This is a genomic window from Roseivivax isoporae LMG 25204 (assembly GCF_000521865.1).
Classification (GTDB): Bacteria; Pseudomonadota; Alphaproteobacteria; order Rhodobacterales; family Rhodobacteraceae; genus Roseivivax; species Roseivivax isoporae.
In genome coordinates this window covers 1-16,201 of record NZ_JAME01000044.1, presented here as the reverse complement: position 1 = coordinate 16,201, position 16,201 = coordinate 1, and the positions used below count along the sequence as shown (strand labels likewise).

The 16,201-nt window shown below is 59.6% G+C and carries 9 protein-coding genes; 4 read left to right on the top strand and 5 right to left on the bottom strand.

Translation table 11 applies throughout. The annotated features are described in order from the left end of the window. Positions 1-20 precede the first annotated feature (20 nt). The 3 genes from drmB to RISW2_RS24210 are packed head-to-tail and all read right to left on the bottom strand — an operon-like array spanning position 21 to position 7,277. Positions 21-1,781, bottom strand: coding sequence for a DUF1998 domain-containing protein (gene drmB / locus RISW2_RS24215; RefSeq protein WP_084615488.1), 1,761 nt, complete (start codon positions 1,779-1,781; stop codon positions 21-23). Beyond that, a complete protein-coding gene (locus RISW2_RS20145) occupies positions 1,778-4,918 on the bottom strand; it encodes a helicase C-terminal domain-containing protein (RefSeq protein WP_043774391.1) in 3,141 nt (1,046 codons plus the stop codon). The genes drmB and RISW2_RS20145 overlap by 4 nt, the downstream gene beginning before the upstream one ends. Continuing rightward, on the bottom strand, positions 4,908-7,277 hold the full coding sequence (locus tag RISW2_RS24210) for a UvrD-helicase domain-containing protein (protein WP_156943908.1): 2,370 nt from the start codon (positions 7,275-7,277) through the stop codon (positions 4,908-4,910). The genes RISW2_RS20145 and RISW2_RS24210 overlap by 11 nt, the downstream gene beginning before the upstream one ends. A 43-nt stretch (positions 7,278-7,320) precedes the next feature. Between RISW2_RS24210 and RISW2_RS24705 the strand changes: the two genes are divergently transcribed. Both RISW2_RS24705 and RISW2_RS20125 read left to right on the top strand, forming a co-directional pair. Continuing rightward, positions 7,321-10,260 (top strand): hypothetical protein, encoded by a 2,940-nt coding sequence (locus tag RISW2_RS24705; protein ID WP_156943907.1) that lies wholly within the window; start codon positions 7,321-7,323, stop codon positions 10,258-10,260. Further along, positions 10,257-13,025 (top strand): SNF2-related protein, encoded by a 2,769-nt coding sequence (locus tag RISW2_RS20125; RefSeq protein WP_043774381.1) that lies wholly within the window; start codon positions 10,257-10,259, stop codon positions 13,023-13,025. Before RISW2_RS24705 ends, RISW2_RS20125 begins: the two co-directional genes overlap by 4 nt. Before the next feature lie 123 nt (positions 13,026-13,148). Here RISW2_RS20125 and RISW2_RS24700 read toward each other — a convergent pair whose 3' ends face one another. After that, positions 13,149-13,532 carry a hypothetical protein gene (locus RISW2_RS24700; RefSeq protein ID WP_156943906.1) on the bottom strand — a complete coding sequence of 128 codons (384 nt, stop codon included), beginning with the start codon at positions 13,530-13,532 and terminating at the stop codon, positions 13,149-13,151. Beyond that, on the bottom strand, positions 13,519-14,661 hold the full coding sequence (locus RISW2_RS24695; protein WP_156943905.1) for a hypothetical protein: 1,143 nt from the start codon (positions 14,659-14,661) through the stop codon (positions 13,519-13,521). Before RISW2_RS24695 ends, RISW2_RS24700 begins: the two co-directional genes overlap by 14 nt. 514 nt (positions 14,662-15,175) lie before the next feature. On the opposite strand from RISW2_RS24695, the gene RISW2_RS20120 reads away from it, so the two are divergent. Next, on the top strand, positions 15,176-15,571 hold the full coding sequence (locus tag RISW2_RS20120; RefSeq protein ID WP_043774379.1) for a hypothetical protein: 396 nt from the start codon (positions 15,176-15,178) through the stop codon (positions 15,569-15,571). A gap of 258 nt (positions 15,572-15,829) precedes the next feature. Further along, the coding region (locus RISW2_RS20115) for a hypothetical protein (protein ID WP_043774376.1) at positions 15,830-16,201 on the top strand (372 nt) is incomplete at its 3' end.

Genomic DNA, 16,201 nt, shown 5'->3' with positions numbered 1-16,201 from the left:
TCAACGCCCGCTCAGCTTACTTACTCGACCAGATCCTTGAAAAAAGAGAGCGGTCCGGCACTCAACAAGCTCCGGTCAAGAAAACCATTCCAAGCCTCACAACTCGTCTCTGGCAGGAACACGCAGTTATGGCAGGCCGCGTGATTTCCGTTCGAGCCACTCCGCGCCATCCCTTCAGAACAAAGCGGATCAGCGGAGCAAAGTTCATGGTCGGCCAGCGCCTGAAGGACAAGTTGCTCCATCCGCGCCGGTCGCGCCTGCCGCGAAAGCCCGCCCATGGTTCCATCTGCATCGGGCGTTGAGGTGTAGATCAGGAGTCCAGCCATCTCCGGCCCGACATAAAGCCGTTCGCGTAAGGCGCTCGAAGAATATCCGCTGTCGACGGACAGGCGCGCGATCAGCGCATGCGCAAAAGTATGGATCAGCATGTATCGTGCGTTGAGTTGGGATGGCGCGCCATCCGCCTGCTTTCCCTCGGCCCGAGCGGTATCCATGTGTGTCTGAGTCAGCCGGGCAAGATGTTCGATAACATCCGGCCGGTTTTCCCATTCTGAAACAGCTTCGAGGTTCAACGACAGGAACACGCCTTCCCCGTGCATCGCAACGGCCGGCAGCCATGACAGGCCAGATCGAGACAGCGGCACCGCATCCGGCTTGCCACCGACCTGCGCCTTCAGTCTCGTGAACCCGGTCAGGGCACGCACCTCCCGAAGACGTTCCACGGACGAAACCCAAGAGATCATCCCTGAGAATGTGGCCGGCACAGGCTGCTGACGGTTCAGCAGGATCATCGCATTTTCGTCGGACGCCGAGGTATCCGTCAGCAGCATCCGGAATTCGTCCAGCCGCAGATCTCCTTCACTTCCCGAATTGTCTTCCTTCATCTCCCTGAAACGACGGGCAATTTCCTCTGCACTTTCGGTGCCGTCCCAAGTAGGAAGGATTTTCTTCGTGATGAAGGCGATCATCATGTCTTCATCGTCGAGGAAATCGAGCATGTCGACGAAGTCCGCGATCTTTTCCCTGAATGGCACCTTCCAGTCCGGAAGCGTGATCGCGCTCTGCACAATCGAGAAGTAGACGTTGCTTGCTCCCCGTTGCGTGATCCGTGGCGCAGCCTCGCATCCCGTCTCGCGCCCGCCAAGCCATGGCCGGCCACCGCCGCACTTGTGTTTTGGGATACCCTTTGGTGAGAACGCTTCGGCCATTGAACGGCCAGTGCCGCAGGACTTGCAGGTCAGGAGCAGTCCTCCGATGCCCGCTCCGACCGTCTTCAACGCCAGGACTGGCTGAGAACATCCGGCTTCATGCGTTAGCCACGACGTCCACGGAAAATCGTCAAGGTGGCCGTTCTCGCAAATAGTGACAAAACGGACAGGCACCACCGCGGGTTTTCCGCGGCATCGGCCACAATGCAGGCTATCGCCATTCCTCGAGGGTGCCCATTGTCCTGAGCGGTTGATGGCGTGGCATTCGGGACAGGAGAGCCAATCCGGAAACCGCTCGATGGGAAGCACGCGGTCCCTGGTTTGTCCGTCCTTGAGGTAGGTCCCGACTGGCGGCGCCCGGAAGTGATCGACGCCCAACAGAGCTTCAAGTCTCGGTTCGCGAACCACGTCCTGCTTGTAGCCGCCTTTCGTGTAGGCCTCCCATGCCTCCAACCCCTGCATGACCCCTGAAAGCAGTGCGCCGCTTCCCGGCAGACGGAAATCAACAACCGCTCCCGGACCGAAGGTTGATATGATCTGGCTGCGGCGGATGCTGCCAACATTCTTGCTCATTGTATTTCCTCAGCGTCCGACGAAGCAATTTCCTTGATGACGAACTCTGTCGATGGCTCGACAGCGCGAAGCGTTCCCGGAGTGGCCCGTGAAAGGCCTTTGGTGAAGCCGGAGGCATTCGATGTCGCCTGTGCGTCCGCTGAAATCAGCAGACCGTTGTCCGACCAGTTGTCCCAGTATTTCGGCAATGCCCCACGGCGCAGCCAGAGCTTGAGGAATTCCTCAAGCTCGCGACGGGAAGCGTCAGCTTCACCCGGGTCGACTTTGGCAATTCGCTGACATATCGGATCGATCAACGCCTTCAGGTCGGCCGCGTGGTCCGCCGCCGCGGCTGGAGTGTCCAACATGCCCGGCACCAGATGCCGCGCCATGGCAACGAACGGAGCATGGAGCGCCTTGTCCCGCGCCCTCGGTGCAAATGGGGTCACACCAGTTGCCTCGACATCCCGGTAGAGGGCACCATGCCAAGTCGGGAAGGTCTCATAACGGCTTCGGTCGCGGGACTTGCTCGCGTTGTAGAGCGTGACGACAAGCCCGGGCACACGACCGCGGCCAACGCGGCTCGTTGCCTGGATGTACTCGGCAATGGCCTTTGGCTGGCCGTTGACCAGCATCAAGCCCAGACGCCCGACGTCGAGACCGACCGAAATCATGTTTGACGCGAGCACTACATCGGCCGCTTCGCCGCTGTCGCGGGTCGCATCCAGTTCCACGAGCTTGTCGCGGATTTCGTCCGACTTGACCCGGCTGGTCAACTCAGTCGGCGGCTGCAGGTGACGAGACTCTTCCTGCCGTCGCGCCGATACCAGTTCGAGCCCATGCATGACGTCGTCCTGCATTATGATCGAAGCGCTGCCGAGTTCGCGCAGCGAATTGAAGTAACCAACGAGCGTCCAGTAGTGATCCCCCTCCACGTCAGTGAAGGTGGGATCGGCAGCGGCTTGGAGGAGCGACGACGCGATCGCCTGATAGATGTAGCTCCCGGTGCGTCCAGCCGTCGTGACGCCCAGATACAGTCGACCGAAGCTATCCTCTTCAACACAGGCGAAACCCGAATTGGAATGATGCAATCCGGGCGGTGGGAATTGCATGACGCGACGATCGAACAGGTTCAGCACCTGATCCGCCGCGCGCCTGATCGTTGCGGTGGAGCCGATCACCTTCGGGCGTCGGCCGTCCCGGGTGCAAAGCGCGTCGATGGCAGTTTCAAAGAGGCCCGCCATGCTGCCCAATGGCCCGGAGATGAGATGCAGTTCGTCTTGGATGATCAGATCGGGTGGCAAACGATCGGCATTTCCGAGACCGAAAAGGCGACCGGTTTCCTTCTTTGTGACGATCTGGACGAATTTGTCAGCGGTGCCCAGCAGCAGCGTCGGAAGTTCGCGGTAGATGTCCTCGTCAACCGTCCAGAACGGAAGGTGATCACGCGCCTGTCCTGATTTGCATCCGGCATCACGACAGCATGCATGAATCCGGTCGCCACTTGCGGCTATGTCCCAGTCGAGGTGCGAACCGCAGTCCGGGCAATGCTCGATCTGGGCCGGTGAGCCGGTCTTTTCCGTTTCGACGATCCTGTTCGGCGTTGTATCCCGGCCGACCCAGAGGCCGATGGAAATCGGCGCGCCTTGCGCGAGCGAGGAAGGGACATCGATGCCAGGGCAATCACAGTCCCCTGTCCGCAACAGATCACAGGCAAGGATCATCGCTGCTGCCCGCTGGAACTGCTGCGCCGTCAACAGACGCAGCGTGTAGCGCATCAGGACGGTCACGCCTTCCGACTCGGGGCCACCCTGCTGACGGCGCAGGAATATGGTATATGCGGTCAGCAGGAGGTAGGCCTCAGTCTTGCCGCCCCCGGTTGGAAACCAGAGCAAGTCCATCACACCGCGATCAGTGTGATCCCGGTCCCCTGCCGAAGCCATGCAGAGCAGAACGAAAGCCATCTGAAACGGGCGCCAGACCAGAGGGCCGATGCGGGAATCCCGCTTCCGTTTCCATTCGTTCTGCTGCCAGAGTGCACGGCTGGCGAGGCGGAATGCCAAGAGCTCCGGACCATCAGCCCGCAGAAGATCCACACCCCCTCTCATCCTGGCCAACGCTGTGCGGCACTCATCCAGATGTCGCCGCGCCGTCTCCTGAAGCCCGGTCGGCAGCACCTCAACTTCCGCGTCTCGAGCCTTGATCCAGTCTTCGTAGCACGCGCAAAGGTCGTCGAGCGCCGCACAAACATCGCTATGGGGCGCGACGGACAGCCACTCGGACCCCAAGGCCCCCTCAAGCTTCGTCGCGACGAGTTTCGAAAAAAATTCTGGATCGCCCAAAGGTCCCGGCGATCTGACCAGAGTTGACGGCAGCCACTCGGTCGCGAGGCGAACCGTTCCATCCGGCATTTGCTCACTTCGGATGGAGCAGGTGTGGCCTGCGCCGTAGTCAGGTGCGTCGCGATACAACAGCGCCGCCGTGGCACGGTCCTCATCGGGCATTCGCTGGATCGGATCGGGACGCGGAACGATGAGGCCGAAATCCGGGTCAGCCTCAACGCTGAAGCCCACCTGATGCAAATCGCCAACACCCCTCAATCCAGGCTCGGGTTTCTTTGGCGTCACGTTTCTGTTCAGAAGAATGATGGTCACGAGATAAAGGTCGCCGTGTTTGCGACTACGCAACCATAGCGCCAGATCCGGAATTCCCGGCACATCATATTCGCCGTCGCGATCCCCAGGTAGTTCGATGGAGTTGCGGGCGGTCAGTGGCTTGCGGGTCCAATCGAAGCGTGGGCGCCCGTCGTCTGTGGTAGCGTGGGGTCGGGCCTCATAGCGGGCCGCCAAAACGTCCACATTGAGAAGGACATTTTCGCCGTCCTTGGAGCGCACTGCAAATGACAATCCTGCCGAACTTGGGCGGAAAGTATCCGGCGGCACCCGAGACGCAGCATCGTCTTCCTCATCGGAGACAAGATTTGCGCCCTCCGTTTCGCCCACGCCCTGTGGGCTTTTCTGAGCAAACAGGATGCCCGTCATGTAGATTTCCGACGGACTGTCGTGCAGAATCTCATCATCCACTAAGGGACCCATGAGATCCTGCCTGAGGCGTTCGATCATCCGCTGGCGCGCGGCATCCCCAACATTATTGGTCATCGTCACTTTCCCTGTGCCCGGCGCCTCGCGCGACGCCCTGAAGCACCGGCAGCAGTGTCACCGCTTGAATTGTGCCATCGCTCCGACGGTCAACAACGGTCGTGGCTCCGACCACGCGCAACGTGCCGGATGCAAGCCCGTCCCGTGTGGACTCGATGTGATCGAGGTCATCGGTCAATTGGCCTTCGGCTTCCGCCAGCGGTTGGCCACTGTCCGTGACAAGATGCCAAGACGACCCGTCACCAGAGGCAATTCGCCGGAAAGAGCAGTTAGGTTGCCGGAACGCGGCCTCCCAGATCGACAATGCAGGAGCGACCCCAGCGAGCGGACGCAATCCTTCCGACCCTGACAAAAGAAGGCCGCCACCGTTTCCACGCAACCATCTGCTGCCATTCTTGCCAGGCCGCACCATTCCCGCCTGCGCCCTGCCCAGATACAGGTGGGTCGATGCCCTTGTCGCACCGACGAACAGAACCTTGGCCTCTTCCTGCCAATCGACATCATCGCCGGATGGAACCGGCGGCAGCATGAGAAGCACATTCGTTGCTTCCCGCCCCTTGGCACCATGGATCGATCCCAACATCGGCCCCGCGGTGCCGACATGATCGCGCGTGTGCCCCACCGGCTCACGTTCAATGGTTTCCGCGATGTCTTGGGGACGAGCTGTTGGCCCTTTGCCAAGGAACTGAAGGTCAGAAAGAACGTCTTCTTCATTCACATCGAACGGCGCGGGGTGGAGGTCTGCAAGCCGCCGGCGTACATGCTCAAGGCGGATTGCGGCGCCCGGACCGAGACCAGCGCAAATCGCGCCTACCAGAGGATCGCAAACCGTGGTTTGACCCGATAATTTCAGACGATGCACACGGGCTGCCCGCGTCAGCCGAACCGACGCGGCCTCGGTTGCCGCGCGGCCCCGGAAGAGGACCAAGCTATCATTTCGCCACGGGAAAACCTGCCCGGTCAGGCTCACGCTCGGATCCGTCGCCACATCCTCGAGCATTTCCCTGATTTCGAGGTAGGTCGAACGGGGATCGCCGTCGGCCTCGAGTAGCGTCCGCGCCCGGGAAAAGAACTGCCGCAAGCTGGCTGATTTCGTCCGATGGTTCGACGTCAGGGAACGGTCCTCCCAACCGTGTTTTCCCCTGAGCTCGGCATGAAGAGATCCTCCACCCCCTTTGTCTCCAGCCCACGATCCGTAGATCGCCTGCGCGCCGTCGCCCAGTATCGTTACGCCAACGCTCGCTGGCAGCGCACCGATCAAAGCGCGACAGAACATGCGCCGCTCGCCGACGATGTCCTGTGCTTCATCGATTACCAGATGTGAAATGCGTGCCAACTGGTCCAGCATCGCTTGTTCGCCGTCCGTGATCGATTTCCGGGCAATGCGGATGGCCCGCTCATGTCCACCGGACGGTGCATCACCAAGCGTCGTCACAAGGTTCCACGCGAGCGAGTCAATCGTCCCGCACATGACACCGCCGGAGTAGGTGTGCTCGGCCAAGGCTTGTAAGATCCGACTGCCGACCTCTTCGGCGGCGACCCGGGTAAAGGTGATGAGCCTAATACCTCCGGGCGGCATACCTTGCTTCACGAGATGAATGACACGTTCGGTGGCGGTGTGCGTCTTGCCGCTGCCGGGTCCGGCGGTGACGATTTGTCGTGCACTTGCCGAGCGCTCGATGACTGCCGTTTGCGATGGATCGGCAGCCTTTCCCTCTGTCCGGGGCAAAGGGAAATACTCCCTTAGCCAAGCCGACGAATCCTCGGGGATAGGCTGGTCGGGCACGACACCTGCAGAGCACAGCACCCGTGTTACTCTGTCGGAGAAAGTCGCGTCCATCGACCAGACACCTGTGTCCAGAAGTTGCCAGAGCACTACGAGGTCAGAGCCTGAAAGCTCGCCGGCCCAGTCGAGGAAACTGATGACATCGGATGGGACGAGATCCGTTGCCCGCAACAGGCCATGGGGTTCACCTTGAGTTGGGTCGCCCCCAAGGAGGATGCATCGATCCCCCTGATACAGCACCGACACCATTCGCCGTTTGACCAGGACCTTGTCACCGTAGGATCTTCCGGAACCGAGATCGCCACACGCCAGCAACGTCGACACGACAATCTCTGCCTGCTGCTTTGCTGCCGTCTCAGACAAACCGTCAGCCACGGCAGCCGCCTTCAGCCCTGTGATCGCCCGAGCTGCCGGCACCGCGCCCAGATCATGGACGTCCCTGCGCAACTGCGCGGCGAGTTTTTGAACTGGGGCGACGGCTTCCAAGGTGTCGGCATCAGTGTTTTGCATTCCGCGCTGTACTCGACCTAAAATAATGACATGCCTATTGAAAGTTACCGCGAACCGCTCCAACCCTGTAGCACCATTATTGGTGTCTGCCTGACGAAATGAAAAGATGAATGACTTGTTTGCCAGTGAGAATCTGCTGGCGCAGATTTTTTCAGACCTGTCCCGGCAACGGGATGGAGGAACGATCTACCTGATCGAACATGGCCTCGCTCGCGACGAAATCGAGCAATTGCTGTACCACGTCAGCCAGCGGGCTGGGCTGCATCAGTTCACCAAGCGGGCGTGGCAGGACTTGCCACTGTCGCTTGCGGTGATCGTAACCGAAATCGGCTATGAATATAGAGGGACAGGGACCGACTTCTGGCCATTGGTTGAGTCGGCAATCAAGATCGACATCCCAATAACGCAACGAGGCGTGATCTCCGATCTGTTTCGGGACTGCGCAAGACGGTTCGGAACCGCGCGACCCTTTGACGATGCCTGGTCCTCCGTCTTTCCGCATATTGCATGGCCCGTCCGGAACGCCATGGTTCCGCGTGAGGTCCATGGCTCCTTGGCACGACTTGTCAGAGAGTTCCTCAGCCAGACCCGCAGTTTAAGCGTAACACGCGCCGCGCTGCCGAGCTTGCGGGAGCTCGGCCGAGGCTTCGGTTCGCGACGGCTGGAATCCTGGCTTCAGGATGACGACCTTGCGCTTGCGGTCATCGGCCATCTCGTCTCCGGTCGGACTGGCGAGCTGGGAATGGAACCTGGATTCCTGCAACGTCTCGGCAATGACTTACGCTCCGAAAGCGAGGTGAGGCGCCTCGAGCGCGCCATCAAGGCGCGGCGACTTGCGCGGCATCAGGGGCTGGGACGTGTTCCCAAGGCGACTTTCGAGCTTCTGCTTAATGATGCCGAAGCCCGCGGCTTGGCCGCGAGAGGACCGAGCCTTACCCCTGCCGAACTCGAAGCTGTCAGATCAGAAGTCGATGTCCCGCTGTCGAATTTGACGGTCACCGTCGGTGCGCGATCCACGACGCTCGAACGTTTCCTATGTGGCGATGCAGTCTTCATCGGACGTCCGATTGGAGAAGTCCCGCGCCCGCACGTCAGCGAGATCGAGGTCCCGTCTTGGCTGGAAGCCGTCATCATTCCCGCTCCGGCATTGCTCTTCAGGGACGAGGGCGACGATGGCTATCAGACTCAACTCAAACCCACTGACGGCGTGACACCAGGAATCTCTTTTTACGAGGTGGTTCTTGAGGGACTGACCCCCGATGAGTGGGAAGATGGCCTTTACCATTTCACGAGCGGAACGCCGGAGGGCAATGCCGTATTGGCCCGGCATGGCATCCATGTCGAAGCCGCGCCATTCGTCGACTTCCTCGGCGGCCTGACCCTTCGCCACGATGGCTCCACCGTAAGCCAAGCCTCGGGACGGTCGGTTCAGGCGCGTCCGAGGACACCGGTCAGAATTTTTGCAGAGCGCCTCGACCAAGCGGAAAGCATCGAGTTCCGTCTTTCCGATGACCGATGGCAAAGTTTGCCGATGACCGATGGGGTCTGGACACTGTCCCCACTCGACACCTCAAAGGTTGCGCCGATCGACCTCGTTTTTCGCGATATCGAACCGCCTGCTCCCGCAAGCCTGTCCCTTCAACCTGATGAAATCGGCCTTGCGGAAATCGCTCGTGGCGCCGGGGCGCTGCATCTGTCGACTCCGATCACGCTGCATGATGTAGACCTCGACATAAACTTGAAATCCAGTGACGGCCAGTCCAGTGCCGTGCGTATCCGCGCGCCGAGCTCGCCCATGCGGATTGCTTTCGACCGCCCCGAGTTTGCCGAGATTCGGGCCGCAGCCCGTCTTTGGAGCGGGGGCGGCATGCATGCCCGCCTGCAGGCCTGCGCAGAAGGGCTGGACACCCATGTCTGGGCACTGGCAGCTCCGGAACCAGAGTGGAAGTATGATCGCCGAAGCGGAAAATGGACCGCGGAAGGGCAAGAGTCGGTGGGTTCACTCATCAGCGATCCCATGACATCGTGCACGGCGTTTCAATCCTATGAGATGTCGTCCGCGGCCTTGTCGTCGGGATATGGTCTTCTACGTCCGGTCGGGGGAAGCGACGGCGCCTTGCGAAGCTGCGTTTTGGTAGAGCCCGAGGCCGGCACGCTTCTTGGCAGCATGCCCCGTGCCTTCGTGGGTCCAATTCACCGCCTCTCGGAAACCCGAAGTGATGAGTGCGGCCTGACGGAAGGGATTGAAGCTTATCTCAGCTGGAGCCTCGCCTCGGCTGGAACCGTCATAGGCGAAGGTCTTCGATCCGGCGCCCGCCGAAAACTTGAGGATCGCCTCGTCGTCGCGCTCTGCGGTGATCTCTGGATGAAGACGGAGAAGTCCTGTCGCGGACTTGGGACGGGCTTTCATCGACGTTTGGTCGCCGAAGCCATGCAGGCCGGTCTGGTCTGTGACACCACAGCCTTCTCTCCACTGGATGGTGATCAGAAGCAAGAACTCGCCGTCTATCTTGAAGACTGTTTCCGCCAAATACTGCCTGCGCCGGATCTGATCGTCATTCCCGACGGAGAGATGTGGCCGGAAATGGACGATGCGGTTCTTGATGCTTGGGAACGCCTATCAGAGAAGGCTGTTTCAAATGGCGCAGGTGAGCTCGAATTCGACGCTGGCAACGCTGACGGCAGCTGGCAGAGACTCGTGGATCGCGCTCGTGAGGCTGCCCGCCTTCCTGAGTTGTCTGCACTCGTGCTGCCCGCGCCGCGCGCTGAGTGTCTCGAAAGGGTGCCATACGAATCCAGCCATCTGGACGACCTGATCGCCGCATTGGTTGCCTGCCATGTGGATGTTCAGTCCAGGAGCGGACGCTGGCTCACGCCCGCGGACCTACGTGCCTTGTTGTACCTTTTCCTGGCTCCGGAACGTGTCATGGATGACCCGGAATGGCGGGGCAGACTGCTGCGCTTCAGCGCGGACCGCTTCACGGCGCGCGCCATTCGCTACACTGCCTTGCGCTATCGCGCGATGACGAATGTTGATCTTTCATGAACACGTTTCACCTTGCACAGTCGGGCTTTCACGCCCTCGAACGCCTCGTCGCAGCCGAATCTTGGGAAATGGGTGGTGCCCTCGGCGTCGCGGCTGACCCCTATCCACATCAAATCGAAAACCTGCGCCGCATCTTTGACGATACGGAAATCCGTCACTTGCTCGCCGATGAGGTCGGCATGGGCAAAACGGTGCAGGCTTTGATGATCCTCAATATCCTGCGCAGACGCGATCCGTCTTTGAGGGTCGCAATCGTTGCACCGGAACGCATTTGCTACCAGTGGCAGGTCGAGCTTTCGGCGCGCGGCCACATCGCGGCCCGCATCCTGACAGACGCAGATGAAGAGCAGGAGCATCCCGATGGCGAAGGCTATGTCCACCTGATCAAAGCAGACATGGTCCGCAGGCAACCGGCGCGTCCCTCGCCGGAAGACTATGACATGCTCATCGTGGACGAGATCCACGCCATGAATCTCGAGGACGCGGCATTCCTTTCCAGCCTGTGCCGAGAGCGGCGCGACGCTCCACGGTTCAGACATGTCCTGCTGTTGACTGCCACGCCGCGTCTGGGCAATCCCGCGTGGGCGCGGGCAGTCATCGGTGCGATCGAGCCCGAACGCTCTGGAATCGCCAATCTTCTCGATCGCGAGCCCTTGGAGTTTATTGTCGAAGACGCCGCTGCGGCACAGGCGCGCGTTTCGGATGGCACACTCTCCGCCGCGGCCTACAGGACAGCCTTCGCGGTAGATCGCCGAATCCTTCGCCAAACGCGGAGCCAATGGCCCGGCATCGCACCAACGCGCAAGGTGTACACGGTCCGAACTGCGCCCTCCGATGCCGAAATGCCAAAGATCCTGCTGCAAAACGCAGCCTGCCGCGAAGGTCGGGACGCCCCGATGGACGCGGCACCCTGGCTGCAGTGCCGTCAGATGTTCCGCGCCGGATCAAGCCTCCGTGACGTCCTTCGCCACCGAACCTTTGCGGCGCATCCGGATTTGCGTGATGAGGTGGAGTCCACCCTGTCGCGCAATCCCGGTAACGCGTTGTTCGACGAACTGTGCGACGTGTTGCTGGGCTTCTGGCAAAAGAATCCAGAGCGGCGCATTATCGTCGTCGCCGGCGACACGCCCACCGTGGACATGCTGGAACGGCGCCTGTCCGACATGTTCCCGCACCTCTCAGACGGCGGCATTGCAACGATGCGTGGCCGCCACAACACCGATCTGGTGGATGTCGTCGGCGCCGTTCAGAGCGAGTCCACTGTCCTGATCATGGAGGAGTTTGTCGAGGCTGGCCTGAACCTGCACGACTTCGCCGCCGATATGATCTTCTACAACCTGCCGTGGCAGGCCTCGCGTATCGACCAGCTCGTCGGTCGTCTCGACCGACTGCGGGCCGGCGGGCTCAGTGCTTACATGAAAGACCGGACCGTTGGCACTATCGGCATTTGGCGCATGGTTGTTGCCGCCTCGGCAGATGAGAGGGTACTTGAAGCTCTCGACCTTCTTGATGTGTTCGAGCAACCCTTGCCATACCTCGACGAAGCCCTGTCCCAACGTATCGACAGGATCGTTACGGACGCAGCGGCAGGTCGGGCCAATTTCAGGCAGGCTGCATATGAACTGAAAAGAGAGCTCTCTTTCGGTCTGAATCCCTCTGTAGGGAGCGTTGTTTCGGCTGATGCGGATACGTCGGATGACCTCAGCAGGATCGTTGGCAACATTCGCGCGTCCGAACATGCTGGAAACGCCTGGTTGCGCCTATTGCACGTCAGTGGAGCATTGAAAGGCGGGTTTCCAATCGCCAACGATGGAGAACGCGTCGCGACACTGTCATTGCCGCCGCTTTTGGAAAATTGCCCGTATAAACTCGGTGCGATGACAACGCGCGAAGCGGAGGTCTTCCGCTGGCGCCGTGATCGCCTTGGAAAGCCACCCAAAAAGGATGTCGTTCTGCCAAAGGATCGCCTCGGCAAACGGGCGCGTTTCTTTTCGACCGGCGACGAACTGCATGATGACTTGGTCCATCAGGCATACGCAACCTTGAAAGCAGGCCCGATTTCGCCGATCCCGGTCGGTGTCCACTTGTCAGACGAAACACTGACTTCGGGTCTGGTCGGGAAAACACTGATACTCATTCGCAGTGCATGGCGGCCATCATTGCTGAAAGACAAGCAACTCAGGGTGCGCGACGACGATGCTCCTGCCGTGCGCGTGGGACGTCTTTCAGACCGCCGGTGGATTTCTATGCTGTTCCCCGACGCCGTCACGACGCGTTGCCTCGTGGTCTCCGCTGACGGGACGGTCGAGGTCGGGACCGACAAGATCGCTCGAACCCTCCTTGGCGAAGGCTGCAAACCGACAACGAACCGTCAGATACAAAAGACGATTACGCCTTTCCGCGAAATTCAGAAGTTTGTCAGCGCACTGGAACGCGAGATGACCCAGGAAGCACGCCTGCGCCTTGGGAATTTGCGCGAGGAAGCAGCGGTAGCCTTTTCAGACAGGAGGCAGATCCTGACGTCCGAGACCGAAACATATATTCGATGGAAGCAACTCAGCATCGAGCAATTACGCTCACGCAATATCCAGGACCAGCAACAGATCCAAATGAATGAAGGGCAGGCCGCCGCCGAACAGCGACGCATGGAGGCGCGAATATCAGGAATGACGGACCGGTTGCGGAATCTCGAGGACGTGCTTGCGAACCTCGCCCACTACTCGACGTTAGAGACTTTCGTCATCATGGTGAGAGTGCTTCCGTAGACCCACCTCGGGGGTTGAATCTCGTCAGAAAGGGCGGAGGGATCCGGACATTCGATGTGCGGGTCATGAACGGCAGCTTCGCGAACAAGCGTGCGCGGTTCACCTACCGTGACCAGCCCATCCTCAAGGATGAAGTTTTCCTCGCGCAATCGCCTTGCGTCGAAGCTCTTGGGATTTCGCCTTTTTCTGGCTGTTGGACAACCCATTGAATTCAGCGTGCGAATGATGTGGATTGTTTCCTTGAGGGCTTGCAAAGCACTCGACAGGGTTGGGGCTTTCCTCGCACTCATTCGGCGTTAAGCCAAAAACGCCGTCTGAATTCAGGCCAAGTGCGCGGAAATCGTCGTAGGATTGTTTCGCTGTGGTTGATGCCGAACGGTCGAGCGAAAGTTGTCCCCCATCCTTCTTGGTTGGAATAAAAGCAAGACGGCTCGGCCCGTCGTCCTCCATCCAACTTGGGTTCACTTGACGGAACTGCACTTCCTCCGGGTCATCAATTTTCGTCATCAAGGACCACCGCTGTCATTCTGTCGAACGCGTTAAAAAACTCTTCTGAAAATTCCTCAAAGGACTGGGCTTCGAATACCGTTCCATCTTCCGAGCTACCGTCAATTTCCATCGAGCCGTCGGGCATGATCTCGACAGCAAAACTCCAGCCATCTTTGTCAAATTCAACCGAGATACCGCCGTCTTCAGTTGGAAAGATACGAAATAGTTCGGATAGGTCCGCTCGCGTGAAAATGAATTGTGTCGCCCGCATACCTGCCAAATGAACAAGTTGTTCGCCCTGACCTTCCCCGAGCCAGCCCTTCTCGATCTTGGATAACTCCTGAAGCCGCCTGACACACCTCATTACGGCTTCATCATAAGGTCGGACAAGATCCACGGAGTGAACGTTCTCGACAGCCTTGAATTCATCGTGTGCGTCAAGCGCAATTGAAACCGAAAACTCAACGAGCGAGAAAAGGTGGCCATCGAATTGTTCCACTGGCAATGAGACGCCTTCGAGCGGCAATCGGAGTTCACCATATTGCTCAGTCTGAACTTGAATGGCATTATTTGTGGCATCAATCCCAGTCAAATTGCCGATGCCTTCGAACTCTTTTGTGTAGGTTTCGCGTATTCGCGTGAGTAGGTTCTTCCGCCTAAAGGAATCCAGACTGACAACTTTACCGTCTCGCCCTACTTGGCCCTGGAATTCTATTCGCTCGTCGTCTTGAATATTCGCGCCGAGTTTTGACAAGGCACGAATAACATCTTGCGGGAGGGCTTGAGGGAACATGTCGTGTGCGGCGTTGTCGTAAATTTTCGCTACGCGCTCAAATGCTCTCGCAACGATCTCTTCCATTTCATCGCCAATGTTGGGCAGGCTTTGCTGCGCAACTTCGTTCTCGAGAGATAGCTTTGGTACAGCACTGCCTTCCTCGATCTCAATAAGCGCGAAAGAGATCGCTTTGTCGAACCCTTGAGGAACCCGCTGTCGGTCAGGGTTCTTTTTTCTAAACTCTTGTTTCGCGAGAGCGGCGATCAGATCGCGCAATGCGGGCAAGTCGGACAACACATCAAGCGGAAGGCGGGCGTTGGCAAACCTCCGCCCAACATACTTGAGAGAAAATGACTTGTTTTCATCATCCATTGAAGTGAGGTCGCACGTGTAAGCCTCGACCGTCAAGTAGACTTGTTGCCTCTCGCGTCCCAGGCATCGCCGGGCTTTGCTCCGAATACGACTCCTTGGGGAGGTCTGCTTCCGGACTTTCGCCACCTGCAGAACGAAGGTCCGCTGTGGGCCGGGCTGTGTGAAACATCAGCGGCGAGTATTTAGCTGGATCAAAAAATTTCGGCAGGTCGCGTCCATTCGCTGGACCCGAGTATGGTGGCTTGGCACAGATCTTCCCTCTTACGCCGCGAGACAACCTGCCGGGCAAAGCAAATCTCCAAAAAAATTCTTCGCCCTCAAGACATCTGGCCAATGTTCCTTGCAACCCGGGGCACAGACCGCGCCGGAACCCTACGAGTGAGGAACCGCACATCCTTCCCAACGCCGATCTCCTGAAGAGGCGCCCGCTACAGCGACCGGCAACCAACACGGATCTCCAACCCACCCTGACCCCTGGGACGATACCCGGGACCAAGAAACCAAAGGAGGATCCATGTTTCACACGAAATTCACTCACGGAGCGGAGTGCCGAGTTGTCCCGAGCGGAGAACTGGCGCTGCGAGCCTTCTTCTCGGGGCATGATGAGGCGCTCGGCCATGTGGCCCTCCTGCTGGCAGGACGGCGCGGTGCGCGGCTGGTCAATGCCATCCGCGACGGCCTCGACCAGCGCGGTCAGATGACGCGCCGCGTGCAGCGCCTGCTGCTCGAACTCCGCCGCGTCCTGTTTCTGGATCACGCACATGATGATGACTGGGACGACACGGGCAGCATGGCGATGATGGAACCCGACGATCCCATCGTGCCCGAGATCTGCCTGCTGGCGGACGGTCTCGACGAAGCACTGCAAGCGGCCGGGATCGTCAGAGCCGCGGACGAGCGTGCTGCCTGAAGCCCAATCCCGCACCGCCGCGAAACCCCTGCGGCGGTGCGAGACAGGACCTGACAAGAAATCTCTCGGCCGGCACATTTCTCCTTCGTGTTCGAAATGAATGGCCAATTTCCTTTTTGCCAGCCCCCGAGACCAGCCTTTGCAACCAATCAAAAGGAGCCTTTCTAACCCAGCCCGTCTCCCGCGACGCACGGAACATGACGCCGATGAATCAGGCACACCAGGACCGTTTCCGCACCGCATGAAAGGGAGAACATCATGCTCAACACCACCACCCTCGACACCGCCGAGGCCCGTCTCGGCGCCGCCTATGCGGTGGAACAGCACCTCCGCCGCCACGGCGCAAGCCTCTGCGACCTGCTCGACGCGCTCGATGATCCGAGTGGGTTCGCGGCGCTCTGCGATCTGCATGGTGCATTCGGGCAGCCGATCCCGGATACAGATGCCGTCGAGACCGCCCTCGGTGACATCCGTCGTATCTTGGCCGCCCAGACGCCGTCTTCTCTCGACAGGATCGGTCGTGAGCGGGGCCTGCCGGCCTCCGACATGACCCTCTGGCATGGCGCGCGGGTCAGCGATCTTCTCGCGCGGTTCCGTCATGCCGAATGTGGTCTTGCCCCCGTTTCATCG

Coding starts and splice junctions, on each gene's coding strand:
- drmB (WP_084615488.1), bottom strand. CDS start 1,781: ATGAGCAAGAATGTTGGCAGCATCCGCCGCAGCCAGATCATATCAACC.
- RISW2_RS20145 (WP_043774391.1), bottom strand. CDS start 4,918: ATGACCAATAATGTTGGGGATGCCGCGCGCCAGCGGATGATCGAACGC.
- RISW2_RS24705 (WP_156943907.1), top strand. CDS start 7,321: ATGAATGACTTGTTTGCCAGTGAGAATCTGCTGGCGCAGATTTTTTCA.
- RISW2_RS20125 (WP_043774381.1), top strand. CDS start 10,257: ATGAACACGTTTCACCTTGCACAGTCGGGCTTTCACGCCCTCGAACGC.
- RISW2_RS24700 (WP_156943906.1), bottom strand. CDS start 13,532: ATGACGAAAATTGATGACCCGGAGGAAGTGCAGTTCCGTCAAGTGAAC.
- RISW2_RS24695 (WP_156943905.1), bottom strand. CDS start 14,661: ATGGATGATGAAAACAAGTCATTTTCTCTCAAGTATGTTGGGCGGAGG.
- RISW2_RS20120 (WP_043774379.1), top strand. CDS start 15,176: ATGTTTCACACGAAATTCACTCACGGAGCGGAGTGCCGAGTTGTCCCG.